The sequence below is a fragment of the Sphingopyxis sp. LARHCG72 genome, from assembly GCF_052871675.1.
In genome coordinates, this window is sequence record NZ_JBIXJU010000001.1 from 154,678 (window position 1) to 178,390 (window position 23,713).

Genomic DNA, 23,713 nt, shown 5'->3' on the forward strand with positions numbered 1-23,713 from the left:
CGCCGCGACACGATCGGCTATTTGTTGCCGGCGAGCGTGAAGGGGGTCGAATAGAAGATCGAAATCACCGTCGCCTTGTCCTCGCCGCCACCCCATTCGTGGGAGAGCTGCAAGCCGCCATTCAGTCCGTTTTCCTTGTCGAAGGCGACATAGAAGGGCGCGACCGCCTTATAGCGATCTTCGATCTCGCTATAGGTGAAGGACGGGGCGAGGCCGATTTCGGGCAGATAGCGGTGCAGACGCGTCAGCGGGATGCGCGTCCGGACCTCTGCGCCCAGCTCGAACCCCGAATCGCGCGAGGGCGGCGCTATGTTGAACTTCTCGCATTTCCGGTTGCTCGCCCCCGCGACCGGTACCCCGCCGGCCAGCGGCGGGTCGATCGTGCAGAATTCGACGTCCTTCGCCGCCTTTGCGATACTCCATTTCCGACCGAATTTGGCGCGCGGGATAAGCGTCAGGCCGTCGAGCAGGGGCAGGTCGACGGGCCAGTGATAAAAGACATATCCGTTGAGCGACCAGTCATAGGTGACCTTCCTGTCCCCGCCGAGCGTTTCGAATTTCAGCGTCGAGAGCAAGGGCGGATTCGTTGCCGGAAGCAGGACGGAGGGCGGAAAGCCCGCGGGGTCGATGAAGGAAAAGCGCTGGCGCGTGAATTCGCCCGACAGGCCGAAGCCGAACTCGGGGAGTTCTTCCTTTCCGGGGGTAATCCAGAAACCGGCATTATAGGCGTCGATCGCCTCCGGCCGCTTGAAGGCGCCATGCTTTTTCGTCGCGAATGCCCAGCGCAGCAAATTTTCATAGCGGCACGGATCGTCGGCACCGGCGGTTGCCGCGTCGCCGCTAGCCGGTTGCGGATCGAAAATATCCGCCTGGAGTTTTGCGTCGTCGGCCTTCTTCTTCTCATCGGCCCGGCATAGCGCGACAAGCGCCGCAACCTTCTCCTTGCCCAGCGTCGCGAGCGTCGCTTCGCCTTTCTCTTCGGAGGACTTCGGCCGCCATGGATAATATTGCATGCTGAAACCCAGCGACAGGCCCAGCGGCTTGTCGGACAGGTCGGAGAAGTCGCCGATATAGCCGCCATTATCCTCGTCGAAGGTCGCGCTCGCGCCGAGCGAAAGCGTTCGCGTGATCGCGCGCAGATTCCCTTCCTCATCGTCCTCCTTCAGACGGCTGAGCGGGAAATCGTTGACCAGCCCGACATTCGTGCCCTTTTTCGAGGCGGTGATCGCGCCCCGGAAGTTGCCGGTCGAGCTTCCGAGGCTTCGGGGCGGCGGGCCGCCGGTGCGCCAAACCTCCGTCCCGTCCGGCTCCCTGACCTTCGTCGCCAGATGCCCGAGGAGCTGGTCTTCCTTGTCGTCGGTTCGCTCGACATAGTCGCGGAAGCTGTGGTCGCAATCGAGATAGGGTGCCGCCGACAATTGGCTCGGCGGTACCGGCTTGGCGCATTGCGCGATATCTGCCTGTGCGGTTTCGACCGGGCGCGGGGATGACCCCGATTGCCGATCGAGCAGGTCCCGGATCAGCGCCTCGGCTCTCGCAGCGGACGCTTCGGCTGCCTTCGCATCCCTGCGCGCCTGCTCGGCGGCCTTGCGCAACTCGGCGATCTGCGCCTCGAGCGATACGGACGCATTTTCGGCGGGCGCCGGCGGGGCGGGCTGTGCACCGACGGGCGTTGTCCATGCCGCACATGCCAGGCTCGTGCCCGCTGCCAACAACCCCGATCGCACAGACGTGCGTGTCCATCCCGCCATAACACCCCCCGATGTTTGCCCTATGAAATGCAGGGACTAGGGCGTGATCAACGGCTCCGATAGGATCGATGCGTCAAAAATGGACCGATTCAGGCTAGCCACCACATCGCGCCGACCCCGGCGGCCGCGCCGGCCAGCGCGGTCAGCGCATAACGCCACCAGCGCTTTCGTTCGCCCTTGTCCCACATCAGCGGAATGTCGGGCAGTGGCGGCGCGGGCGGCGCGCCGCCGGGCTTCGGCAATTGCGCGTCGAGGCGGCGGATGATGTCGGGAATCAGCGCGAGCGTCTTACCCTGTTCGCGCAAACCATCGGCGAGCGCGGCTTCGGGGCCGAGTTCGTCGCGGATCCATTCGCTGACGAAGGGACCCGAGACATTCCACATGTTGATCTTCGGGTTCAGCATCGTCGCGACGCCTTCGACCATCACCATCGTCTTCTGGAGCAGCAGCAGGTGCGGCTGCGTCTGCATGTCGAAATCGCGCGTGATCGCGAACAGCCCGTCGAGCATCTGCCCGACGCTGAGTTCGCTTACCGGCTTGCCGCGCATCGGCTCGCCGACCGCGCGCAGCGCCGTCGCGAATTCCTCGACGCTGTGATAGGCGGGCACATATTGCGCCTCGAAATGGATCTCGGCGACGCGGCGGTAGTTGCCGGTGGTCAGCCCATAAAGGATTTCGGCGAGCCAGTAACGCGCCTGCCGGTTGATCCGGCCCATGATGCCGAAATCGACCGCGGCGATCGTTCCGTCGGCCTTCACGAACAAATTGCCCTGGTGCATGTCGGCGTGGAAGAATCCCTCGGCGATCGCCTGGCGCAGGAAGGCGTTGACGAGGTTCGCCGACAAGGCCTCTATGTCGTGCCCCGCCGCGATCAGCCGGTCGCGGTGCGAGATTTTGATGCCGTCGATCCAGCTCATCGTCATCACGCGGCTCGCGGTGCGGTCCCAGTCGATCGCGGGCACTTCGTATGTCGGCACTCCGACCATCGCGTCGGCGAGCTCGGATGCCGACGCGGCCTCGCGCCTGAGGTCGAGTTCGCGAAGCGTCCAGCGGCGGAAATTGGCGATCACTTCGCGCGGGCGCAGCCGCGTCGCTTCGCCGCCGAGCGCCTCGAGATGCGCGGCCGCCCATTCATAGGTGTCGATATCGCGCGCGAATTGCTTGTCGATACCGGGGCGGCGGACCTTGACCGCGACCGTGCGGCCTTCGGTCGTCACCGCGCGGTGGACCTGCGCGATCGAGGCCGAGCCGACGGGTTCGGGATCGAATTCGCTGTAGAGGCTTTCGAGCGGGACTTCGAAGACCGCCTCGATCTCCTGCTTGATGCGCTCGAACGCGACTGGCGCGAGCGCGTCCTGCAGGCTCAGCAGGTTGCGCGCCGCTTCCTCACCGACAAGGTCGGGGCGCGTCGCGAGCGTCTGGCCGAGCTTGACCGCGGCGGGGCCGATCGCCTGGAAGGCGGTGGCGTAATCGGGGATTTTCGGCTGGATCGTGCCGAAACGCGCGATCCGGCACAGGCGCTTGACGCCCGGCGGGGTCGTCGGCGCACTCTCGATCCCGCGCAGCGCGCCGTGGCGCGCGAGGATACGCCCCCACTTCAGCAGGCGGACGATATGGGTGACGGGTCGGGTCAAGCTTTCCACCCGCTATGGATCGCGACGAGGCCGCCGAGGATCGGTTCGACCTTCACCGATGTGAAGCCCGCTTCGCGGATCATTGCCGCGAACTTGGGCATCGGCGGGAAGCGGCGGATCGATTCGATCAGGTAACGATAGCTGTCCTCGTCGTCGGCGATCAGCTTGCCGAGCTTGGGGACGAGGTGGTGCGAATAGGCGTCATAGGCCTGCGCGAAGCCCGGCCATTCGTTGGTCGAAAATTCGAGGCAGAAGAAGCGCCCGCCATAGCGCAGCACGCGGTGCGCTTCCTGCAGCGCGGCCGGGATGTCGGTGACGTTGCGGATGCCGAAGGCGATCGTATAGGCGTCGAAAAACTGGTCGGGGAAGGAGAGCTTCTCGGCATTCTGTTCGGACCAGACGAGGCTGTCGATGCCGCGCTCGGCGGCGCGCTCGACGCCGACGCCGAGCATGTCGGGGTTGATGTCGGCGACGGTGATGCTCGCGCCGAAGCGCTCCATGCGAAAGGCGATGTCGCCGGTACCGCCCGCCATGTCGAGGATCGTCTCGCCCTCGCGCGGCTTCACGCGGCGCACGAAGCGATCCTTCCACAGCCGGTGCATCCCGCCCGACATCGCGTCGTTCATGATGTCATATTTGCGCGCGACGCGGCTGAACACCTCGCCGACCATCGCGGTCTTCTCGCCCGCGGGGACCTGTTCATAGCCGAAGCTGACGGTGTCGGGAGTGGCCATGGAGTGCGCGCCTTTGCGGGGGAGAGGTAAAGTCGAACGGCCTTTAGCGGGGCCTTGCCGCCCACGCAAATGGCGCGTAGCCCGATGCGCGATATGCCTGAATTGCCCGAAGTCGAAACCACCGTCCGCGGCCTTGCGCCCTTCCTCGAAGGGCAAAGGCTGACCACGGTCACCACCTTCCGTCCCGACCTCCGCCGGCCGTTTCCGGCCGACCTTGCGCAGCGTCTTACCGGCGCGACGGTGACCGGCCTGTCGCGTCGCGCCAAATATGGCGTGATCTCGACCGACCGCGACGATCATATGATCTTCCACCTCGGCATGTCGGGGCGCTGGCGGACCGAGGGCGGCGAGGCGGGCAAGCACGACCATCTGTTGCTCGAAACGGCGGGACACCGGCTGTTCCTCCACGATCCGCGGCGTTTCGGTTCGGTCGACCTGGTAAGCGGCGACCCGCTGATCCTGTTTCCCGCCTTTGTCACGCTCGGCCCCGAACCCTTGTCCGACACTTTTGATGCTGCCTATCTGGCGAAGGCGCTCGCGGGGCGCCGCGCGCCGATCAAGGCGATGCTGCTCGACCAGACGGTCGTTGCGGGGCTCGGCAATATCTATGTGTGCGAGGCGCTCAACATGGCGCGGATCGCACCGACGAAGCCGGCGGCCGACGTCTCGAAGGCGAAACTTGCCGTGCTGGTGCCCGCGATCAAGGAGGTGCTGATCGCCGCGATCGCGGCGGGCGGGTCGACCCTGCGCGATTTTCTGAGCCCCGAAGGCGACCTTGGCTATTTTGCGAAGGACTGGCGCGTCTATGGGCGCGAGGGCGAGGCTTGCGCGTGCGGCGGGACGATCGTGCGGATCGTGCAGTCGGGCCGGTCGACCTTCTATTGCCCCAAATGCCAGCGGTAATGCGGGGCTTTCCCGCAATAGGCATTGACCAAAAGGGCCAAGCTGGCTATGCGCGCACCCTTCGAGCAGGGTCCGGTCGTCCGGAACCGGCCGCATCCGGACATTGATTCGCTGCAACTCGCGCGATTCGGCTGCTCCGCTGAGGCTGTGCTCCGACCATGTAGACCGTTTGAAAGACTAGAGGAATTTATGGCCAATACGCCGCAGGCAAAGAAGCGCATCCGCCGCAACACCGCGCGCACCGTCGTGAACAAGAATCGCGTTTCGCGCATTCGCACGCTGGTGAAGAAGGTCGAGAACGCCGTCGCCGCCGGTGACAAGGACGCCGCCGCGACCGCGCTGAAGGCTGCGCAGCCCGAAATGGCGCGCGGCGTTGCCAAGGGTGTGCTGCACAAGAACACCGTGGCCCGCAAATTCTCGCGCCTGACCAAAAGCGTCAACGCGATCGCCTGATTCGGCTGTCCCGAAAGGGAACAAAAAGGACCCGCTGGCGTCATGCCCGCGGGTCCTTTTTTGCGTCCGTTATTGTGACAGCGCGATGGCAATAGTGTTGCAGCGCGGTAAGTGACGGATTTACGGCGATTCGTTGCTTGGCCGCGCGCATGCCACTGTTAACATACTGAAATATAGAGACAAAATGGGGGTTTCGCGCGATTCCGGTGCCCCCGATGAGTCAAGATTTTTATTTCAGTATTTTTACATGGCCAGCCCTTGATCGACTCACCGACCCTTGCCTAGACAGGGGGTGTCGTCGGCCTTCGCCGGCGGCCGCCACATCGACATGATTCGCGACTTCTCGGGCTGCTTGCCCCGGATAGTATGCCTGCGCCCTGCGCAGGCGACGAATTGGCGCGTGGACGGCCGCCGCCCGATCGCTCGGCGCCAGGGGACCTGAGGGGGCGGCACAGCGTGACGGAAAGCGGCAATCAGCATGGGAATGACGCAAAGGGTGGAGCGATGAACGGCGATGCCGCAACGCTCTGGCCGCGCGTCGCCGAAGGGCTGCGCCGCGACCTCGGCGTCCGTACCTTCGATCATTGGCTGAAGCCCGTGCGCTTTGCCGACTATTGCACCTTGTCGGGCGTCGTGACGCTCGAAACCGCCAGCCGCTTTTCGGCGAACTGGATCAACGAACGTTTCGGCGACCGGCTCGAACTGGCGTGGCGGCAGCAGCTGCCGGCGGTTCGCAGCGTCATGGTCCGCGGCGGCGCGGCGGCGAACGAGCGCGCCGCGGCGCTGTCGTCGCAGCCACTGCCGAGCTTCGAGACGCCGCCGCCGGCTCCCGCCGCGAACCCGGCGCTGCTCAATTTCGATCCGCGCCTGTCGTTCGGCCGCTTCGTTGTCGCGCGCAGCAACATCCTTGCCGCCAACGCCGCGCGCCGCATGGCGATGGTCGAGGCGCCGCAGTTCAACCCGCTCTACCTCTGCTCGGGCACCGGGCAGGGCAAGACGCACCTCCTCCAGGCGATCGCGCAGGATTATGCCGCGGCGCACCCGACCGCGAACATCATCCTGATGTCGGCGGAAAAATTCATGCTCGAATTCGTCGGCGCGATGCGCGGCGGCGACATGATGGCGTTCAAGGCGCGGCTGCGCGCCGCCGACCTGCTGCTGCTCGACGACCTCCAGTTCGTGATTGGCAAGAATTCGACGCAGGAGGAACTGCTCCACACGATCGACGACCTGATGACCGCGGGCAAGCGCCTCGTCGTCACCGCCGACCGCCCGCCGGCGATGCTCGACGGGGTCGAGGCGCGGCTGCTGTCGCGCCTGTCGGGCGGGCTCGTCGCCGACATCGAGGCGCCGGAGGATGACCTTCGCGAACGCATCATCCGCCAGCGGCTCGCCGCCATGCCGATGGTCGAGGTGCCCGACAATGTCGTCGCCTATCTGGTCAAGCATTTCACGCGCAACATCCGCGAGCTCGAGGGCGCGCTCAACAAGCTGCTCGCCTATGCGGCGCTCACCGGCACGACGGTCGACCTCGCGCTCGCCGAGGACCGGCTCGCCGAAAATGTCCGCACCGCGCGCCCGCGTATCACGATCGACGAGATCCAGCGCGCGGTCTGCGCGCACTACCGGCTCGACAAGAGCGAAATGGCGTCGAAGCGCCGCGTCCGCGCGATCGCCCGCCCGCGGCAGGTCGCGATGTATCTCGCGAAGGAACTGACGCCGCGCTCCTACCCCGAAATCGGGCGCCGCTTCGGCGGGCGCGACCATTCGACGGTGATCCACGCCGTGCGCACGGTCGAGGCGCTGCGCGTCGCCGACAGCGAGCTCGACGCCGAAATCGCCGCGATCCGGCGCAGTCTCAACAGCTGATCCACAGGCTTGTCCCGGGCTTATCCCCGGAGATATCCACAGCAACAAAAAGGCCCGCCTTCCGATCGGAGGGCGGGCCTTTGCTTAGGCTTTGAGGCGCCTCAGCCCTTTTCGGGCGGCGCTACCGTAATCCGCACCCGCTCACCCGAATTGCCGGGGAAGCCGGTGAACATCGCCTCGACGAGGTTCGGGACGATCGTCTGCAGGTTGTTGTCGCGCGACTGCGCCTCGGCATGGCCTTCGAACAGGCGCGCGCCGTCGACGGCGCGGTTGATCTGCAGGTTCAGGCCGCTGGTGTAGACGGTGTAGCTGCTGACGTCGGTGCCGCCCCAGCCGGGTCCGAAACCGCCCCACAGGAACGGATCGCGATAGCCATAGACATAGCGGCGTCCGCCGCGGCCGCTGACGATCACCGGGCGATAGAAACCACGGCCATAATAGCCGCCGTACCAGGGATCGCCGAAGCTCGGGCTCGACACGACGCGCTCGCGCCCCTTGTCGACGCCGTAATCCATGCGGACGACCATGTCGGCGCGCTCGCCATTGGCGGCGGGGCGATAGCCGTAGCGCGTCAGCTCGCCCGCGACGAGGTTCGCATATTGGCCGAATTCGATCCCGCCTTCGAGTGCGGGGTTGCTCGCTTCGATGACGAAGCTCTGGCCTTGCGGCGCGGGAAGCTGCGTCTGGAAGCGTGCGACGTCGGCCTTGAACGGCGTCGCGCAGCCGGCCAGCGCGAGTGCTGCGCCGGTCATGGCCGCGAGGCCCAGTCGCCGGAAATTGATCTTGCTCATCGTCTTGGCTCCGTGATTCGGGTGCGCGGTCAGGCCGCACTTTCATACCATAGACTATGCCGATGCGACTTAACCTTGGTTGAACCCGCTTCGTCGCACGGCGTTCCACGTCCCCGATATGGGGACGCGCGCTGTAAAAACAAGAAATTTCGCGCCGGAACAGCGGTGTGTCAGCGGCAGAGCCCCAAGGCGGCATAAGCGGTGTCGAGTGTCGGCTTCGCCAGTGCGCGCGCCTTTTCCGCCCCCTTGTCGAGGATGGCATCGAGCGCGGCGGCATCGTCCTTCAGCGCGACGTAGCGCGCGTTGATCGGCCCCAGCTTCTCGATCAGCAATTCGCCCAGCGCGGGCTTGAAGGCGCCGAACCCCTGACCCGCATGGTCGCGCAGCACCGCGTCGACGCTCGTGTCGGCGAGCGCGGCATAGATGCCGACAAGGTTGCGCGCCTCGGGACGCCCCTCGAGCCCTTCGGCTTCGGACGGCAGCACCTCGGGGTCGGTCTTTGCCTTGCGGACCTTCTGCATCATCGTGTCGGCGTCGTCGGTCAGGTTGATGCGGCTCATGTCCGACGGGTCGGACTTGGACATTTTCGCACTGCCGTCGCGCAGGCTCATGATGCGCGCCAGCCCCGCCGGGATGATCGGTTCGGGCAGGGTGAAGACCGGCGCCTCTTCGCTCGCATAGTCGTTGTTGAACTTCTGCGCGACGTCGCGGGCGAGTTCGAGATGCTGCTTCTGGTCCTCGCCGACGGGCACATGCGTCGTCTGGTAGAGCAGCACGTCGGCCGCCTGCAGCACGGGATAGGTGTAGAGCGCCGCCGATGCGCTTTCGCGGTTCTTCCCCGACTTGTCCTTGAACTGCGTCATGCGGTTGAGCCAGCCGAGCCGTGCGGTGCCGTTGAGCAGCCATTGCAGTTCGGCGTGCGCGGGAACGCGGGCCTGGTTGAAGAGGATCGAGCGGTCGGTGTCGATGCCGCAGGCGACGAGCGCGGCGGTCATCGCGCGCGTGTTGGCGGTGAGCTCGGCGGGGACGTGCGGCATCGAAATCGCGTGCAGGTCGGCGAGGAAATAGAGTTTGTCGCCCTCCATCTCGTCCTGCATGCGCACCCAGTTGCGGATCGCGCCCAGATAATTGCCGAGGTGCAAATTTCCGGTGGGCTGAATGCCCGAAAGCGTCCGCATGTCTTACTCCTGAGTTCCGGCAGCTTTGCCGCGCCGCCGCGTGAGCATGGCGACCAGATCCTTGTCAAGCGCGCCGACGAGGAAGGCGACCGCGAAGAAGACCGCGCCGCCCGCCGTGCAGAGCGCGAAAAGCGACCAGATGCGATCGAACACGCCGCCGCCATAATAGGGCGCGAGTCGCGGCATCATCCACCAGAGCAGCGCCGACATCGCCGCGACCGCGACGAGTTGCCTCGCGATCCGCCCGGCGAGCCGCGCGGTGAAATGGAACCAGCCGCGGCGGTGGAGCATGGCATAGAGCAGGATGCAGTTGAGCGACGCCGATGCCGCGGTCGCGCCTGCAAGGCCGACGATGCCATAGCGTTCGACGACATAGAGGTTGATCGCGATATTGACGATCAGCGCCGCGAGCGCCGTCCACACCGGCGTGCGCATGTCCTCGCGCGCGAAAAAGCCGGGGTTCAATATCTTGACGATGACATAGGCGGGGAGGCCCGCGACGAGCGCCGCGACGATCTGCGCCATGATTGCGCCGTCGGCGTCGGTGAACTTGCCGCCGACGAAGAAGGCCGTGACGAAGGCGGGGGCGCAGATTGCGAGCGCGGCCGCGGCGGGCAGCGTCAGCAGCGTCGCGATCTCGAACGCATTGCCCTGGAGCCGCTGCGCTTCGGCGGCGTCGCCCGAATGGATATGGCGCGACAGCATCGGCAGGATCGCGGTGCCGAGCGCGATGCCGACGATACCAAGCGGCATCTGGTTCAGCCGGTCGGCGAGCTTCAGCAGCGTCAGCGATCCCTGCGGCAGCGAGGTGGCGAAGAAGGTGTCGACGAACTGGCTGATCTGGTAAATGCCGGCGCCGAAGGTCGCGGGCAGGATCAGCAGGCCGAGCTTCTTCACCTCGGGAGTGAATTTCGGAAAGCGCCAGTGGAGGCGGAGGCCCGCGCGCCGCACCGACCAGATGAGGTAGGCGAGCTGAGCGACCCCGGCGAGGCTGACCGACACGGCGAGCGCGACCGCGACGATCCGGTCGTCATGGCTGTCGCCGCGCAGCCACCAGCCCAGCGTGATGCCCGCGATCAATACGATGTTGAGCAGGACGGGGGCGAAAGCGCCCGGCGCAAAGCGCGAGCGCGCGTTGAGCAGCCCCGACAGCATCGCGACGAGGCTGATCAGCCCGAGATAGGGAAAGGTCAGCCGGCTGAGGAAGACGGCGAGTTCGAATTTGCCGGGCACCTCGTGGAAATCGCGCGCGAGCAGCCAGACGACCCCCGGCATCGCGATCATCATCACGGCCGAAAAGGCCAGCAATACCCAGAGGAAGACCGCGAGCACGTCGTCTGCGAATTTCGCCGCCGCCGCCTCGCCCTCCCTTTCGTCTTCGGCGCCATGCAGCGCGCGGCTGTACATGGGCACGAAGGCGACCGAGAAGGCGCCTTCCGCAAACAGCCGGCGAAAGGTGTTGGGCAGCGTGAAGGCGAGCTGGAACGCATCGGCCGCGAGGCCGGCGCCCAGCACGCGCGCGAGCAGCATGTCGCGGGCGAAGCCGAAGATCCGGCTGACCATCGTCAGCCCGCCGATCGTCCCGACATTCTTGATCAGGCTGCTCACCCCGTCAGCCCGCCCGTCCTATGGCGTCAGGCCTGGCCAACCGGCGCGACCGCGCCCGCCTGCTCGGCTTCGACTTGCTGGACCTGCTGCATGAACAGGCCGTGGAAATCGATGGGTTCGAGCAGCAGCGGCGCGAAGCCGCCGTCGCGGACAGCATCGGCGACGACGCGGCGCGCGAAGGGGAAAAGGATGCGCGGCGCTTCGGCGAGGAAGAAGGGCTGAAGCTGGTCGTCGGGGACATTACGCACGCCGAACAGGCCGGCATATTTGAGGTCGATGACGAAGCTGGTCCCCTGGTCGGTCTTCGACGTCACATCGATCTTCAGCGTCACTTCGTACAGATTCTCGCCCACGCTGTCGGCGGCGATGTTGAACTGCACGTCGACCTGCGGCGCGTCCTGCCACTGATAGACCGCGGGCGCGTTCGGGTTTTCGAACGACAGGTCCTTCACATATTGCGAAATCAGGCCGATCGCCGGGCTCGTGTCTTCGCCGTTGGGCTGCAGGGCGGGGTTGTTGATGTCGGCGCTGGTCTCGTCGGCCATGATGAAGATGCTTTCGCTGGAAAGTTGGAAACAATATCCGCATCCGCGAGCCGTGTCGGGACCGCGGCGGACGGTTGCCGCGGCGCTTAGCAGTGCCCGGCGAACAGCACAATGGGGCCCTGTGTCCCGCTATAGTTAAGGCCGAATCGTTGACCCGCCGCACGCCAACGGCCATGGTCATTTGAAACCGGGGCGCGTATCGCCTATGTATCAGCCAGATTGTTTCCGTTCTTCCGCATTGGACAGTTGCCCGTGACCGCTTTTTCGATCGTCCTGCTCGCCATGATTGCCGCCTTCCTCGGGATGCGGCTCTACTCGGTGCTCGGCAAGCGCACCGGGCACGAGCAGGAACCCGTGCTGCCGCGCGAGCGCACCGCTGCGGCGCCGGTTCGGCTCGACGAGAATGACGGATCGCAGGCCGCTGCCGCCGCGCCTGCCGACACCTCGGGCCTCGTTTACGAACCCGCTGCCGAAGCCGGTCTTCGCCAGCTTCTCGCGACCGACCGCAATTTCGATGCCGGCCGCTTCATGGAAGGCGCCGAAGCGGCGTATCGCATGATCCTCGAGGCCTATTGGAAGGGCGATCGCGACACGCTTCGCGACCTGTGCGACGACGACAGCTACGACGCCTTTGCCGAAGCGATCGCGGCACGCGAGGCGCGCGGCGAAACGCTCGACAATCGCCTGGTCGGTATCGATTCGGCCAAGATCACCGCGGTCGAACTGAACCGCGGCGAGGCACGCGTCACCGTGCGCTATCATGCCGATATCAGCGCCGTGACGCGCGACGCCGACGGCAAGCTGATCGCCGGATCGATGAGCGACGCGGCGCAGACCGACGACCTCTGGACCTTCCGCCGCCAGATCGGCAGCAACGACCCCAATTGGGTGCTCGACGAAGCCGAATCGGCCTGATCGCATGATCCGGGCGGTGGGGGCGCCGCGCGCGCGGGCTTTCGGATTCGCGCTCCTCGCTGCCCTGCCGATGCTTTCGGGCTGCGCTTCGGTGGTCCCGGCGGCGGACAATCGTCCCGCGACCGCAACCCCGGCACCCCCGCGCCCGACAGGGACGCCGCGTGTCTATGTGCCGCGGCCGTCCGAACGCCCCGGTCCCGCTGCGCAGCCGATCCCCGCAACGCCGCGCGCGCCGCTGCCCGCGGCGGCGGTGCCCGCCGACGCGACGACCGCCGCGGCCAGCGGCGTGATCGCCGGTCCCGACTTCGCGACGCTCGGCGTCACCGCCGAACAGGCGGCGACGGCGCTCGCCGCCTTCCGTATCAGCTGCCCCTCGGTGCAGCGCCGCGCCGATGCGAGTGGCCTGACGCAGGGCGCCGACTGGACCGAAAGCTGCACCGCCGCAAAAAACTGGGCGGACAGCGACGCGCTCGCCTTTTTCACACGCTATTTCGGGACGGTGCAGGTCGGTGCGGGCAGCGCGTTTGTGACCGGCTATTATGAACCCGAAATCGCGGGTTCGCGCACGATGCGGCCGGGCTTCGACGTTCCCATCTATCGGCGCCCGAGCGACCTGGTCGAGGTCGACCTTGGCCAGTTCTCCGACGATCTGAAGGGCAAGAAGGTCCGCGGCCGGGTCGATGGCGGCAATCTCGTGCCCTATTACGACCGCGCGGCGATCGAGAGCGGCGCGCTCGCCGGACAGGGGCTCGAAATCGCCTATGCCGCCGACGCGGCCGAATTCTTCTTCCTGCAAGTGCAGGGGTCGGGGCGCCTGCGTCTACCCGACGGCGGCGTCATGCGCATCGGCTATGATACCCAGAACGGCCGCGGTTATGTCGGCATCGGCAAGCTGCTGCTCGATCGCGGCGCGTTGCAGCGCGGGCAGGCGTCGATGCAGGGCATCCTCGATTATCTCCGCGCCGACCCCGTCCGCGGCGCGGCGGTGATGAACGAGAACCCGAGCTGGGTCTTCTTCCGCGAACTCACCGGCCCCGGCCCGCTCGGGGCATTGGGCGTGCCGGTCACCGGCCGCGCGAGCGTCGCCGCCGATCCCAAATATGTGCCCTTGGGCGCCCCCGTTTTCCTCTCGCTCGATCGCGCCGAACCGAATGGTATCTGGATCGCGCAGGACACCGGCGGCGCGATCAAGGGCGCGAACCGCTTCGACAGCTTCTGGGGCGCGGGCGACGATGCGCGCGCGATCGCCGGCGGCATGGCGGCGCGTGGATCGGCCTTGCTCCTGCTGCCGCGTACGAGCATCGCGCGGTTGATCCCGGCGCCTTGATGTGCCGCGGCGCCTCGATCCCGACGAAAGCGCGCTGTGGAAGAAGGTCGCAGCGACGGTAAAGCCGCTGCCCAGGGCGAAGGCGCCGCTCGCGCCCGCCGCGCTGCCGACCGTGAGCCCGCCGAAACCCACCCCGCGCAGCACCGCCGCGCCCGCCGCCGCGCCACGGGCCCCCGCGAAATTGCCGCCGCCGCGGCGGACGCATCAAGCGGCGACGCTCGACGGGCATTGGGACCGGCGTTTGCGCAAAGGGCTCGTGCGCCCCGATCTCAGCATTGATCTCCACGGTCACACGCTCGCCTCCGCGCAGGCGCTGCTCGACGACGCGATCGGCCGCGGGCTGATGCGCGGCGCGCGCGTGTTGCTGGTGGTCGCGGGGCGGCTGCGCCCCGGCGCCGACCGCCTGCCGCAGATGCACGGCGACCCGCGTCCGCGCGGCGCGATCCGCGCGTCGCTGCCCGACTGGCTCGCTTATTCGCCCCACGCCGACCAGATCGTCGCGCTGCGCCCTGCGCATATCAGCCACGGCGGCGCGGGGGCGGTTTATGTGATCCTGCGTCGGAGCCGCGAGGACTAGAGGAAGGCGCGGATCAGGATGCCCTGATAGATGGCGGTCAGCGTACGGAGATCCTCGACCGCCACCGCCTCGTCGAGCTTGTGCATCGTGGCGTTGGTCAGCCCGAATTCGACCACCGGGCAGAGCGCATGGAGGAAGCGCGCGTCCGATGTCCCGCCCGTCGTCGACATTTCGGGAGTCACGTCGGTCTCGGCGTGGATCGCCTCGGCGACGAGCGCCGACAGGTCGCCCGGCGGGGTGAGGAAGGCTTCGCCCGAAATCTTGCCGACGACCCTGGCGTTCGGTTCGACGTCGTGCGCGAGGCGCTCGACCATCGCGACAAGGTCGGCGCCGCGATGCCGATCGTTGAAACGGATCGACAGCCGCGCGCGCGCCGATGCGGGGATGACGTTGGTCGCGCCATTGCCGACCTCGATATCGGTGAATTCGATGTTCGATGGCTGGAACCAGTCGGTCCCGGCATCGAGGCTGACGGTGTCGATAGCGGCGAGTATCCGGACCAGCTTCGGGATCGGATTGTCGGCGAGGTGCGGATAGGCGACGTGCCCCTGCGTCCCCGGCACGTCGATCCAGATATTGACCGACCCGCGCCGCCCGATCTTCACCATGTCGCCGAGCCGGTTCACCGAGGTCGGCTCGCCGACGACGATCATGTCGGGCTTCACCCCGCGCGCGTCCATATGCTCCATCAGCGCGCGCGTGCCGAAGATGGCGGGGCCCTCCTCGTCGCCGGTGATGATCAGGCTGATCGTTCCGGCTTCGGCCGGCGTCGCGGCGGCGGCGGCGACAAAGGCCGCGATCGAACCCTTCATGTCGACCGCGCCGCGCCCGTAGAGCAGCTCGCCGCGAATCTCGGGCGCGAACGCGTCGCCCGTCCAGCCTACGCCCGGCGGTACGACGTCGAGGTGCCCGGCAAAGCCGAAATGCTTCGGCCCCTTGCCGGTGCGCACCGCGAGCAGATTCTCGACGGGACCGTCGGGTTCGATGCCGTCGATGAAGCGCTCGACGGTGAAGCCGAGCGGGGTGAGCGCGGCCTCGAGCGCGTCGAACACGGCGCCGGTGGCAGGGGTGACGCTCGGCGCGGCGATCAGCGCCTTGGCCAGTTCGACGGGATCGACAGGATGGGTCATGCCCGCCCTTTACGCCTTCGCACCGCGCGAAGTCGAGGCTTTGCATCGCACGCGCTTTGTGCGAAACAAATATAGAACAAATCCACGAGGACTGCGATGCCCAAGCTCGATCTCGATACCATCCCGCAGACGAATACGACCGGCTATCCCGCGCCTTACGATGCGCCCGTGCAGGGCCGCTGGTACCGCCGCCTTGCGCCCGCCACGGGCCTCAGCGATTTCGCGGCGAGCCACGTCGTGCTGAAGCCCGGCGCCTGGTCGTCGCAGCGCCACTGGCACGACGGCGAGGACGAGATGCTCGTGATGATTTCGGGCGAAGCGGTGCTGGTCGAGGATGACGGGCGCTGGCCGATGCGCGCGGGCGACATCGCCGTGTGGCCGAAGGGCAGCACCAACGGCCACCATCTGGTCAACGAATCGGACGCTGATTGCATCTTCGTCGCGCTCGGCGGCGGCAAGAAATACGACACCGGCGGCGGCTATTCGGACATCGACATGCTGTTCACGCCCGACGGCTATTTCCACAAGGACGGCACGCCCTATCCGACGTCGCGGATACCCTAAAGGATCCGGAAGCTCAGCAGCGTGAAACGCGCCGGCGCGGTCGCATAGACGCCGTGGCCGCGCGCTGCGGTCGATCCGAAGACCAGCCCGATGCGGTCGATATCGGCGAGCGCCGACTGCAATGCAGCGGGGTTGGATCCCGCGGTTCGGGCCTGGACGGAAATCCAGTCCGGATCGTCGAGGCGAACGCTGATTTCATGCTCGCCCGGCGCGATCTCGCGCACCGTCGCGCCCGGCGCATACCAGCGAAAATATTCATACCGCCCTTTCGCGCTCCAATTGTCGCCGCGCCGCTGGAAATAGAGCGACACGGTACCGCGCAGTTCGGGGCTTTCCTGCGGCACGAAGCGTGTCCCCGCACGGGCGTCGACGCGGTAGCGCACGACGATGCGCGACCGCGGGGCGACCGGACCGGGGCGGAAGGTGACATAATGGACATGTCCCGCCTCGCGGCTGCCGACGGGAAAATCGAACGACCAGCCGGTGCGCGTCGGCTGCGGACGCAGCGGCATGCCCTGCGAATAATTCTTGCCGCGGATGATCGGGCCGATTTCCCAGCTCGCGGCGTTCTGCGCGGCGGCCGGGCCGGCGCCGGCGAGCAGGGCGAAGGTGGTCAAGGCGGCGAGGGCGCGTGTCTGCATCGGCATGCCTTAGCAGATTCGGGTGGCCGCGTCGTGAACGGGCGGTTCAGCGCGGCGACAAGCAGCCGGTTCAGCCCTCGATCCGGCCCTCGAACTTTTCGATGATCCAGTCCTCGGCCTGTGCGCCGCCGATCCATTCCTGCATGCACGGATGGCTGATCACCGCCTGCGCATAGGCGGCGGCAAAGCGCGGTAGCGGGATCGAATAGGTGATGAAGCGCGTCACCACCGGCGCGAACATGATGTCGGCGGCCGACCAGTTGCCGAAGAGGAAATCGCCTTCGCCGCCGAAGCGTGCGCGGGCCTCGGCCCAGATCTGGAAGATGCGCACGACATCGGCCTGCACTTCGGGGAGCAGTTCGGCGGGGGGATAGATGCGCCGGATGTTCATGCTGTGGTTGCGGCGGAGCGCGGCGAAGCTCGAGTGCATTTCGGCGGCCATCGAGCGCGCCATTGCGCGCGCGGGCATGTCGTCGGGCCAGAAATGCTTCGTCCCGCCGGTCTTTTCGTTAAGATAGTCGATGATCGCGAGGCTGTCCCACACGACGATATCGTCGCCGTCCCACAGGATCGGCACCTTGCCGCCCGACGGCGCGAACTCGTCGCCCTCGCGCCGGTTCGACCAGTCCTCGTCGTAAAGCGGGACAGTGACTTCCTCGAACGGCAGGCCGCTATGCTTGACCGCGAGCCAGCCGCGCAGGCTCCAGCTGGAGTAGGCCTTGTTGCCGAGGAAGAGTTTCATGCGTCGTCCTTTTGTCTCCGTCCCGCTTGCGGGAGGAGAAAGCTGACGTCAACTCTCGACCGCCTCCAGCACCGCGGTGCGCAATTCGGCGATGCCCATGCCCTTTTCGCTGCTCGTCGCGATCACCTGCGGGTGCGCGGCGGGGTGCTTGCGCGCTTCGGCTTCGGTCGCGGCCTGCACCGCTTCGAGTTCGGTCGCCTTGATCTTGTCGGCCTTGGTCAGGACGATGCGATAGCTGACCGCGGCGGTGTCGAGCATTTCGAGCACGTCGCGGTCGACATCCTTGATCCCGTGGCGGCTATCGATCAGCACGAGCGTGCGTTTCAGCACCGCGCGGCCGCGGAGGTAATCGTTGATCAGGAAGCGCCATTTCTTGACGACATCCTTCGGCGCCTTGGCAAAGCCGTAACCGGGCATGTCGACAAGGCGGAAGATCAGCGGATTCTCGCCGACGTCGAAATAGTTGAGCTCCTGCGTCCGCCCCGGCGTCACGGAGGTACGCGCAAGCCCGTTGCGGTTCGTCAGCGCGTTGAGCAGCGACGACTTGCCGACGTTCGAGCGGCCCGCGAACGCGATCTCGGGCACGCTCGGCACCGGCAGATGCTGGAGCGCGGGCGCCGATTTCAGGAACGCGATCGGTCCCGAAAACAGCTTGCGCGCGCGCTCGGCAGTTTCGGCCGCCCGCTCGGGATCTTCAATTTCTTCAGTCATATTCGGCCGTACCCCTGCGAAAGCAGGGGTCCATCTCCTGTTGTTTTACTACCGAAACCACCGGAGATGGGTCCCCGCCTTCGCGGGGACGCACGCCGATGAAGACGGCGCTACTTCGTCGCCACGGCCGCCTTCAGCGCCGGGAACTTGCGATACATCCACTGCTGCTGCGCGATCGACAGCAGGTTGTTGGTGATCCAGTAAAGCAGCAGGCCCGCCGCGAACGGCGCCATGATGAACATGAAGAGCCAGGGCATGATCTTGAACACCTGCTGCTGCACGGGGTCGGTCGCCTGCGGGTTCAGACGGAACTGCAGGAACATCGTGATGCCGAGGATCACCGCGAGGATGCCGATCGACAGGATCGACGGCGGGGTGAAGGGCAAGAGACCGAACAGGTTCAGGATGTGCAGCGGGTCGGGCGCCGACAGATCCTTGATCCACAGGATGAACGGCTGGTGGCGCATTTCGATCGCCAGCATCAGCACCTTATAGAGTGCATAGAAGATCGGGATCTGGATCAGGATCGGCAGGCAGCCGGCGAGCGGGTTGATTTTCTCGTCCTTGTAGAGCTTCATCAGCTCCTGCTGCTGTTTCGGTTTGTCGTCCTTGTAGCGTTCCTGCAGCGCCTTCATCTTCGGCTGGACGAGGCGCATCTGCGCCATCGAGCCAAACTGGCGCTGTGCGATCGGGAACATCAGCGCGCGGATGATCAGCGTCAGCGCCATGATCGCGAGGCCGAAATTGCCGAGCTGGAGGAACAGCCAGTGGAGCAGTTTGAAGATCGGCACTTCGAAAAATTCGAACCAGCCCCAGTCGATCGCGTTCGACAGGCGGGGGATGCCCTGGTCGTCCTGATATTTCGACAGGATCTCGACTTCCTTCGCGCCGGCAAAGATGCGGCTGGTCGTCGTGACCTGCTTGCCGGGCGCCACCTGCGTGAAGTCGCGCGCAAACAGCGTCTGGTAGTTGTTCGCCGCAGGCGAGCTGATCGCCGCTGTCACGCGCTCGCCCTTTGCCGGGACGATCGCGGCGAGCCAATATTTGTCGGTGAAGCCGAGCCAGCCTGCCGAATTGTAGCGCACGGTGCGGTTCGGGGCTTCCTCGACATCGTCATAATCGGTGTCGAACACCGACTTGCCGTCGAGATAGCCCGTCGGGCCGATGTGGATCGTCCAGCTGTCCTGTTCGTGCGGGTCGGTCGGCTTGCCGAGGCGGTCGATCAGCGCAAAGCTGCTCGCGCTCACCGGCGCGGTGCCGGTGTTGGCGATCGTCTGCTTCGCGGTGATCAGGTAATTGGCGTCGATGCTGTACTCGATGCGGAAGGTCTGGCCGGTCGTGTTCGCCCAGCTCAGCGCCACCGGGGTTGTCGGGGTCAGCTTCGCTCCGGTCGCGGTCCAGACGGTGTTCGCACCGGGCACCGCGATGCCCTGTGCCGCCCAGCCGATGCTGGCGAAATAGGCGGCCGGGGTCCCGCCCGGGGCGAACAGGCGCACCGCGGGCGAATCCTTCTTGATCGTCTGGCGATATTTGGTGAGCGTGATGTCGTCGATGCGTGCGCCGACGAGGTTGATCGACCCCTTGATCTCGGGCGTTTCGATCGGGATGCGGTTGCCCTCGGCCAGCACGGCATCGACCGGGCGGATCGCCGTGCTCGCGGGCGCGGCGGGCGCACCCGGCGTCGGCAAGGCGCTCGGCTGGCCCTGCGCTGCCGGGGTGGCGGCGGGGGCGCCGTTGGCGCCCGCGACCGTCTTGGTCACGTCGGGCTTGTCGGGCGTCGGAAAGAATTTCTCCGAAACGAAGTTCCAGCCGATCAGGATGGCTACGGACAGCAAAATCGCCGCGATCATGTTACGCTTGTCGTCCACGCTCTTCGGTCTCTCTTCGTCTCAAAATGTCGGGGGATGGCGCCTTACGGCACCGGGTCGTGGCCGTGGCCGCCCCAAGGATGGCAGCGCAATAGCCGCTTTGTCGCCAGCCAGCCACCCTTGATCGCACCATGGCGCTGGAGCGCGGTGATCGCATAGGCGCTGCACGATGGCGAATAGCGGCAGGTCGGCGGAAGGATACGCGAGGGGCCGATTTGCCATCCCCGCGCGATCAGGATGAGCAGCTTTGCGATCACGATGGCTTCGCCGCGAGTTTCTTCGCCGCGCGCTTCAGCGCCGAATCGAGATGCTCGCCGAGTTCGGCAAAGACGATGTCGTTGCCGCCCGGCCGGCCGATCAGCACATGGTCGGCGCCGGCGATTCCCGATTCGGGCAAGGCGGCTCGGCACAGCGCGCGCAGTCGGCGCTTCATCCGGTTGCGCGTGACCGCGTTGCCGACCTTCTTGCTGACGGTATAGCCAATGCCCAGCGCATCCTCTCCGTCGCCGCGGTGGCGGACGAGCAGGACAAAGCCGGGCATGGGAAAGCGAAGGCCGCGGTTGGCGGCCAGGAATTCGCTGCGTTTTGAAAGCGTTCGCACCAGTGTGACTGGCGCAGAAGCGTCAGCGATCAGGCCGACAGCTTCTTGCGGCCCTGGGCGCGGCGGTTGGCGAGAACCTTGCGGCCGCCGACAGTCGCCTTGCGGGCGCGGAAACCGTGGCGACGCTTGCGAACGAGGCGGCTCGGTTGATAGGTACGCTTCATCGCGGTATCCCCAAATTCTCTTTAAAGGCTCTAACAGAAAAGGGCCGCCAAACGTGGGCGGCCACTGATGGGGGCGCGGATAAGCGAGAGTCGGGGCAAAGTCAATCGCCATCGCGGCGGTTTTCCGGTGCCTTGCCGCGAAATGCCGCGGACTTCATCGCATCGAGTGCCGCGCGTTCGCGCTTTCGTGCCGCGCTCGCGCGTTGCATCACGCGGTCGGTCCATGCGGCATAGCGCGGGTGGCGCCATTTGAACCGCACATAGATGCGCTTCGCCCACGCGCTGTTCTGCAGGCACAGCATCAGGCCGAGCGGGAAGAGGATGATGAAGCCGGGGCCGGGCAAAATGCCGACGATCGGCGAGATCGCCATCATCACGACGCCGAGGATGAACAGCGCCAGCCGGACCTGCGCGGTCGATCGCAATCGCTGATAAAGGCTCCGCTTCGCCATGGGGGCGATGTGGGGGAGGCGACGGCGTGTTACAAGGCTAAAGCAGCGCCGACGCGCTGCGGCGTCAGTGGAGCGTGACGAAACGCGCCATGTCGTCGCGCGTCAGATAGCGGACGTCATCGAACGGCGTCGCGTTGGTCAGCGCGTAAAAGGCGCGCGCCTTCGCGGCGTCCATGCCCATTTCGCGGTAATAGCCGAGATATTCGGCGTGGACCGGATCGCTTGCCGGATAGTCGTTCGCTTCGCGCCCATATTCGTCGGCCCAGCTATGGACGCCGAACTCGGCGTCGGGCGCGGCGCGGCGGGTCACCCCGGCGAGCCACAATTCGACCGCGCCCGAACGGATCGATCCGCCCGCGGGAACGACGGTCTCCATGCCCTGTCGGCGAACCGCGCGCGCGAGGATCAGATTGGCTTCCTCGTCGAGGCTGCCGGGGCAGTCGACCATTTCGAGCCGCTTGAGCCCCGGAAAGGCCGCGAGCATCGCGGCGAACTGGCGCGGGGTTGCCGAGGTGACGTCGCCCGCCATGCGAACCGTCGTGCCATCGATCACCGAAAAGGGGCCGTAGGTCGCTTTCGCATGGCCGAGCGTCGCGAGTGCGGCATGCGGCGCATAGCGGCGGGTCGCGGCGAAATCGGCGTCCTCGGTGAGCGCTTCGTCATCGAGGAGCGCGGCGCCTTCGTCGCTATAGTCGGCGCCTTCGCCCGCATCGTCATAGGTCCACGTCACCGTCGTCGTGACGGTCACGACCTGCTGCGCATGCGCCGGCGCGAACGCCAGCACCGCCGCGAGCGCGGCGACGACGAGCGTACGGACGAAGGCGGACGGCGAAACCATGCGTCCGCCTTCGCGCGTGCGCGCCTATCAAATGGCGAACAGGCAGCGTCAGCGGGCCGTTAACCCTGTTTCGGCACGCCCGCGCTCAATCGCGGTCCGGCGCGCCGAGCGGAAAGTAGGCCCGGTACGGCCGCGCATCCTCGACGCAGCGCGATATCGTCGGATGCGCGAGCAGCCGCGCGCGATAGGCACGCAAATTCTCGTATTGATCCGGAATCTGATAGACCCAGTCGGCGTAGAAAAGCGACGGCGCCGCCGCGCAATCGGCCAGCGTGAAGCCATAGGGTGTCGCCCAGCCGCCGCCCGCTAGCTCCTTGTCGAGCCAGACATAAACATTTTCGAGCGCCGCCTCCGCCTGTTCGACGATTGCCGGCACATGCGCATCGGGGCCGCGCAGCGCATCGGCGACCACCGACTGCATCCGGCCCATCACATGATTGTCGAACACGCGGTCGAGCAGCCGCACCCTCAGCGCCGCGTCGAAATCCTGCGGGATCAGGCGCGGCTCGGGAACGAGGTGGTCGAGATATTCGATGATGATCGACGATTCGAACCAGGGCACGCCGTCGTGGACGAGCAGCGGGAACTGCCCGACCGGCCAATGCGCCTTGAGCTCGGGCATATGCTCCGGAAACGCCGGGTCGACCGAGCGATAATCGAATTCGATCCCCTTCTCGTAGAGCGCGATCAGCACCTTCCACGTGTAGGAGGAGAAGGGGTGGCCATAATAGATCAGCATCAATTGCCATCCTTGCGCGTCAGCCAGGCGAGCGGCCAGCCGACGAAGAAAATGTGCGGGAAGAGCGCGATCGCACCCTTGGCGAGGTCGGTCGGCGGGAAGGGCGAGCCGAAGCGGAGCGGCAGCACCACGCCGTTCATGATGACATAGAGCAGCAGCCCGTAGAGCGTGCCGGTCAGCCACCACGGCCACGTCGCCAATGCGGTCCAGCGCCGGGCGACGAAGAACCACGCCGCGACCATCGCGCCCATGATCGCGAAGTGCGTCGCGAGGCCCGCGATATCGCCGCCGATGCCCCATTGCTGCGCGCCGTCGCCGAACGGCCCGCTCGCCACCGCGTGGAGCATCGAAGAGACGGTGCCGCCCCGCAGCACGCTCGATACCGCCGCATAGACGATGTCGAGCGTGCCGCAGAGCAGCCAGGCGAAGAGCGCCGGGCTACGCCGCGCCAACGGCTTCGCCCCGCACCGCGGCCTCGATCTTCGCGATGTCGATCTTCTTCATCGTCATCATCGCCTCGAACGCGCGTTTGGCGGCGGCGGGGTCGCCGCCCATCGCCGCGTCGGTCAGCGCGCGCGGCGTGATCTGCCAGCTCAGCCCCCATTTGTCCTTGCACCAGCCGCACATGCTTTCCGCGCCGCCATTGCCGACGATCGCGTTCCAGTAGCGGTCGGTTTCTTCCTGCGTGTCGGTGTGGACCTGGAAGGAAAAGGCCTCGCTATGCTTGAAGGCGGGGCCGCCGTTGAGCCCGACGCACGCTATGCCGAGCACGGTGAAGTCGACTGTCAGCACCTCGCCTTCCTTGCTGCTCGGATTGTCGCTCGGCGACCGGTGGACCGCGCCCACGCTGCTGTTCGGGAAGGTCGCGGCATAGAAGTTCGCGGCTTCCTCGGCGTCCTTGTCGTACCAGAGGCAGAGGCTCACCGGTTGGCTCGTCGGTTGGTTCGTCATCGTCTCTCTCCTTGTCTTTCTTGGGGG

Annotated in this window: 27 protein-coding genes; 7 read left to right on the top strand and 20 right to left on the bottom strand. The window is 66.2% G+C overall.

Annotated features, from left to right (window positions below; all coding sequences use genetic code 11):
* Window positions 1-17 precede the first annotated feature (17 nt).
* The 3 genes from ACIPPQ_RS00770 to ACIPPQ_RS00780 form a co-directional block, all read right to left on the bottom strand.
* Complete coding sequence (locus ACIPPQ_RS00770; RefSeq protein WP_446542325.1) at window positions 18-1,727, bottom strand: hypothetical protein; 1,710 nt, start codon at window positions 1,725-1,727, stop codon at window positions 18-20.
* Window positions 1,728-1,840: 113 nt separating this feature from the next.
* The gene (ubiB, locus tag ACIPPQ_RS00775) at window positions 1,841-3,385 is read right to left on the bottom strand and encodes a 2-polyprenylphenol 6-hydroxylase (protein WP_446542326.1); all 1,545 of its coding nucleotides are present in this window, start codon (window positions 3,383-3,385) and stop codon (window positions 1,841-1,843) included.
* Entirely contained in the window at window positions 3,382-4,119 is a 738-nt protein-coding gene (locus ACIPPQ_RS00780) for a class I SAM-dependent methyltransferase (RefSeq protein WP_446542327.1), read from the bottom strand. Before ACIPPQ_RS00780 ends, ubiB begins: the two co-directional genes overlap by 4 nt.
* 93 nt (window positions 4,120-4,212) lie before the next feature.
* Between ACIPPQ_RS00780 and mutM the strand changes: the two genes are divergently transcribed.
* The 3 genes from mutM to dnaA all read left to right on the top strand — a co-directional run bounded on the left by mutM (window position 4,213) and on the right by dnaA (window position 7,344).
* On the top strand, window positions 4,213-5,022 hold the full coding sequence (gene mutM, locus ACIPPQ_RS00785) for a bifunctional DNA-formamidopyrimidine glycosylase/DNA-(apurinic or apyrimidinic site) lyase (protein ID WP_446543087.1): 810 nt from the start codon (window positions 4,213-4,215) through the stop codon (window positions 5,020-5,022).
* Between the two features lie 189 nt (window positions 5,023-5,211).
* Window positions 5,212-5,475: a 30S ribosomal protein S20 gene (gene rpsT / locus ACIPPQ_RS00790; RefSeq protein ID WP_037514171.1), complete on the top strand. Its 264-nt coding sequence runs from the start codon at window positions 5,212-5,214 to the stop codon at window positions 5,473-5,475.
* 504 nt (window positions 5,476-5,979) lie between these two features.
* Window positions 5,980-7,344: a chromosomal replication initiator protein DnaA gene (gene dnaA / locus ACIPPQ_RS00795; RefSeq protein ID WP_446542328.1), complete on the top strand. Its 1,365-nt coding sequence runs from the start codon at window positions 5,980-5,982 to the stop codon at window positions 7,342-7,344.
* A gap of 101 nt (window positions 7,345-7,445) precedes the next feature.
* Here the strand turns inward: dnaA and ACIPPQ_RS00800 are convergent, their stop codons facing one another.
* From ACIPPQ_RS00800 to secB, 4 genes are all read right to left on the bottom strand, one after another.
* Window positions 7,446-8,135, bottom strand: coding sequence for a DUF4136 domain-containing protein (locus ACIPPQ_RS00800; RefSeq protein ID WP_446542329.1), 690 nt, complete (start codon window positions 8,133-8,135; stop codon window positions 7,446-7,448).
* 170 nt (window positions 8,136-8,305) lie between these two features.
* Entirely contained in the window at window positions 8,306-9,313 is a 1,008-nt protein-coding gene (gene trpS, locus ACIPPQ_RS00805) for a tryptophan--tRNA ligase (protein ID WP_446542330.1), read from the bottom strand.
* A gap of 3 nt (window positions 9,314-9,316) precedes the next feature.
* On the bottom strand, window positions 9,317-10,921 hold the full coding sequence (murJ, locus tag ACIPPQ_RS00810) for a murein biosynthesis integral membrane protein MurJ (protein WP_446542331.1): 1,605 nt from the start codon (window positions 10,919-10,921) through the stop codon (window positions 9,317-9,319).
* Window positions 10,922-10,947: 26 nt separating this feature from the next.
* Window positions 10,948-11,466: a protein-export chaperone SecB gene (gene secB, locus ACIPPQ_RS00815; protein WP_327452023.1), complete on the bottom strand. Its 519-nt coding sequence runs from the start codon at window positions 11,464-11,466 to the stop codon at window positions 10,948-10,950.
* A gap of 252 nt (window positions 11,467-11,718) precedes the next feature.
* Between secB and ACIPPQ_RS00820 the strand changes: the two genes are divergently transcribed.
* Genes ACIPPQ_RS00820 through ACIPPQ_RS00830 form a run of 3 tightly spaced genes read left to right on the top strand, consistent with a single transcriptional unit; the run spans window position 11,719 to window position 14,285 of the window.
* Window positions 11,719-12,381, top strand: coding sequence for a Tim44/TimA family putative adaptor protein (locus ACIPPQ_RS00820; protein WP_446542332.1), 663 nt, complete (start codon window positions 11,719-11,721; stop codon window positions 12,379-12,381).
* Window positions 12,382-12,385: 4 nt separating this feature from the next.
* The gene (gene mltA, locus ACIPPQ_RS00825; RefSeq protein ID WP_446542333.1) at window positions 12,386-13,708 is read left to right on the top strand and encodes a murein transglycosylase A; all 1,323 of its coding nucleotides are present in this window, start codon (window positions 12,386-12,388) and stop codon (window positions 13,706-13,708) included.
* 1 nt (window position 13,709) lies between these two features.
* Window positions 13,710-14,285 (top strand): Smr/MutS family protein, encoded by a 576-nt coding sequence (locus ACIPPQ_RS00830; RefSeq protein ID WP_446542334.1) that lies wholly within the window; start codon window positions 13,710-13,712, stop codon window positions 14,283-14,285.
* Here the strand turns inward: ACIPPQ_RS00830 and dapE are convergent.
* The gene (gene dapE / locus ACIPPQ_RS00835; RefSeq protein WP_446542335.1) at window positions 14,282-15,415 is read right to left on the bottom strand and encodes a succinyl-diaminopimelate desuccinylase; all 1,134 of its coding nucleotides are present in this window, start codon (window positions 15,413-15,415) and stop codon (window positions 14,282-14,284) included. The two genes, ACIPPQ_RS00830 and dapE, sit on opposite strands and share 4 nt — an antisense overlap.
* A gap of 96 nt (window positions 15,416-15,511) precedes the next feature.
* Between dapE and ACIPPQ_RS00840 the strand changes: the two genes are divergently transcribed.
* Window positions 15,512-15,979, top strand: coding sequence for a cupin domain-containing protein (locus ACIPPQ_RS00840; RefSeq protein WP_446542336.1), 468 nt, complete (start codon window positions 15,512-15,514; stop codon window positions 15,977-15,979).
* On the opposite strand, the gene ACIPPQ_RS00845 is transcribed toward ACIPPQ_RS00840, so the two are convergent.
* The 12 genes from ACIPPQ_RS00845 to ACIPPQ_RS00900 form a co-directional block, all read right to left on the bottom strand.
* Window positions 15,976-16,620 carry a hypothetical protein gene (locus ACIPPQ_RS00845; protein ID WP_446542337.1) on the bottom strand — a complete coding sequence of 215 codons (645 nt, stop codon included), beginning with the start codon at window positions 16,618-16,620 and terminating at the stop codon, window positions 15,976-15,978. The genes ACIPPQ_RS00840 and ACIPPQ_RS00845 overlap by 4 nt on opposite strands.
* A gap of 70 nt (window positions 16,621-16,690) precedes the next feature.
* Window positions 16,691-17,362, bottom strand: coding sequence for a glutathione S-transferase family protein (locus ACIPPQ_RS00850; protein WP_446542338.1), 672 nt, complete (start codon window positions 17,360-17,362; stop codon window positions 16,691-16,693).
* Between the two features lie 48 nt (window positions 17,363-17,410).
* Window positions 17,411-18,073: a ribosome biogenesis GTP-binding protein YihA/YsxC gene (gene yihA / locus ACIPPQ_RS00855; RefSeq protein ID WP_446542339.1), complete on the bottom strand. Its 663-nt coding sequence runs from the start codon at window positions 18,071-18,073 to the stop codon at window positions 17,411-17,413.
* A 110-nt stretch (window positions 18,074-18,183) separates the two neighbouring features.
* Window positions 18,184-19,941, bottom strand: a complete 1,758-nt coding sequence (gene yidC, locus ACIPPQ_RS00860) for a membrane protein insertase YidC (RefSeq protein WP_446542340.1) — start codon at window positions 19,939-19,941, stop codon at window positions 18,184-18,186.
* Window positions 19,942-19,985: 44 nt separating this feature from the next.
* Window positions 19,986-20,198, bottom strand: coding sequence for a membrane protein insertion efficiency factor YidD (yidD, locus tag ACIPPQ_RS00865; RefSeq protein ID WP_039570339.1), 213 nt, complete (start codon window positions 20,196-20,198; stop codon window positions 19,986-19,988).
* Window positions 20,195-20,542, bottom strand: coding sequence for a ribonuclease P protein component (gene rnpA / locus ACIPPQ_RS00870; protein WP_446542341.1), 348 nt, complete (start codon window positions 20,540-20,542; stop codon window positions 20,195-20,197). The genes yidD and rnpA overlap by 4 nt, the downstream gene beginning before the upstream one ends.
* Before the next feature lie 29 nt (window positions 20,543-20,571).
* The gene (gene rpmH, locus ACIPPQ_RS00875; RefSeq protein ID WP_054586364.1) at window positions 20,572-20,706 is read right to left on the bottom strand and encodes a 50S ribosomal protein L34; all 135 of its coding nucleotides are present in this window, start codon (window positions 20,704-20,706) and stop codon (window positions 20,572-20,574) included.
* A 101-nt stretch (window positions 20,707-20,807) separates the two neighbouring features.
* Window positions 20,808-21,158: a hypothetical protein gene (locus tag ACIPPQ_RS00880; protein ID WP_446542342.1), complete on the bottom strand. Its 351-nt coding sequence runs from the start codon at window positions 21,156-21,158 to the stop codon at window positions 20,808-20,810.
* 64 nt (window positions 21,159-21,222) lie between these two features.
* Window positions 21,223-21,996 (bottom strand): alpha/beta hydrolase, encoded by a 774-nt coding sequence (locus tag ACIPPQ_RS00885; protein ID WP_446542343.1) that lies wholly within the window; start codon window positions 21,994-21,996, stop codon window positions 21,223-21,225.
* Window positions 21,997-22,081: 85 nt separating this feature from the next.
* Window positions 22,082-22,735 carry a glutathione S-transferase family protein gene (locus tag ACIPPQ_RS00890; RefSeq protein WP_446542344.1) on the bottom strand — a complete coding sequence of 218 codons (654 nt, stop codon included), beginning with the start codon at window positions 22,733-22,735 and terminating at the stop codon, window positions 22,082-22,084.
* Window positions 22,735-23,187: a hypothetical protein gene (locus tag ACIPPQ_RS00895; protein ID WP_446542345.1), complete on the bottom strand. Its 453-nt coding sequence runs from the start codon at window positions 23,185-23,187 to the stop codon at window positions 22,735-22,737. The genes ACIPPQ_RS00890 and ACIPPQ_RS00895 overlap by 1 nt, the downstream gene beginning before the upstream one ends.
* Window positions 23,174-23,686, bottom strand: coding sequence for a VOC family protein (locus tag ACIPPQ_RS00900; RefSeq protein WP_446542346.1), 513 nt, complete (start codon window positions 23,684-23,686; stop codon window positions 23,174-23,176). Before ACIPPQ_RS00900 ends, ACIPPQ_RS00895 begins: the two co-directional genes overlap by 14 nt.
* Window positions 23,687-23,713: the final 27 nt, after the last annotated feature.

Bases quoted from the DNA above. Each gene is read 5' to 3' on its own strand.
- rpsT (WP_037514171.1), top strand. From the start codon at position 5,212: ATGGCCAATACGCCGCAGGCAAAGAAGCGCATCCGCCGCAACACCGCG.
- rpmH (WP_054586364.1), bottom strand. From the start codon at position 20,706: ATGAAGCGTACCTATCAACCGAGCCGCCTCGTTCGCAAGCGTCGCCAC.
- ACIPPQ_RS00900 (WP_446542346.1), bottom strand. From the start codon at position 23,686: ATGACGAACCAACCGACGAGCCAACCGGTGAGCCTCTGCCTCTGGTAC.
- ACIPPQ_RS00885 (WP_446542343.1), bottom strand. From the start codon at position 21,996: ATGGTTTCGCCGTCCGCCTTCGTCCGTACGCTCGTCGTCGCCGCGCTC.
- ACIPPQ_RS00840 (WP_446542336.1), top strand. From the start codon at position 15,512: ATGCCCAAGCTCGATCTCGATACCATCCCGCAGACGAATACGACCGGC.
- mltA (WP_446542333.1), top strand. From the start codon at position 12,386: ATGATCCGGGCGGTGGGGGCGCCGCGCGCGCGGGCTTTCGGATTCGCG.
- ACIPPQ_RS00850 (WP_446542338.1), bottom strand. From the start codon at position 17,362: ATGAAACTCTTCCTCGGCAACAAGGCCTACTCCAGCTGGAGCCTGCGC.
- dapE (WP_446542335.1), bottom strand. From the start codon at position 15,415: ATGACCCATCCTGTCGATCCCGTCGAACTGGCCAAGGCGCTGATCGCC.
- secB (WP_327452023.1), bottom strand. From the start codon at position 11,466: ATGGCCGACGAGACCAGCGCCGACATCAACAACCCCGCCCTGCAGCCC.
- mutM (WP_446543087.1), top strand. From the start codon at position 4,213: ATGCCTGAATTGCCCGAAGTCGAAACCACCGTCCGCGGCCTTGCGCCC.
- ACIPPQ_RS00845 (WP_446542337.1), bottom strand. From the start codon at position 16,620: ATGCAGACACGCGCCCTCGCCGCCTTGACCACCTTCGCCCTGCTCGCC.
- ACIPPQ_RS00780 (WP_446542327.1), bottom strand. From the start codon at position 4,119: ATGGCCACTCCCGACACCGTCAGCTTCGGCTATGAACAGGTCCCCGCG.
- yihA (WP_446542339.1), bottom strand. From the start codon at position 18,073: ATGACTGAAGAAATTGAAGATCCCGAGCGGGCGGCCGAAACTGCCGAG.
- ACIPPQ_RS00800 (WP_446542329.1), bottom strand. From the start codon at position 8,135: ATGAGCAAGATCAATTTCCGGCGACTGGGCCTCGCGGCCATGACCGGC.
- trpS (WP_446542330.1), bottom strand. From the start codon at position 9,313: ATGCGGACGCTTTCGGGCATTCAGCCCACCGGAAATTTGCACCTCGGC.
- dnaA (WP_446542328.1), top strand. From the start codon at position 5,980: ATGAACGGCGATGCCGCAACGCTCTGGCCGCGCGTCGCCGAAGGGCTG.
- ACIPPQ_RS00890 (WP_446542344.1), bottom strand. From the start codon at position 22,735: ATGCTGATCTATTATGGCCACCCCTTCTCCTCCTACACGTGGAAGGTG.
- ACIPPQ_RS00880 (WP_446542342.1), bottom strand. From the start codon at position 21,158: ATGGCGAAGCGGAGCCTTTATCAGCGATTGCGATCGACCGCGCAGGTC.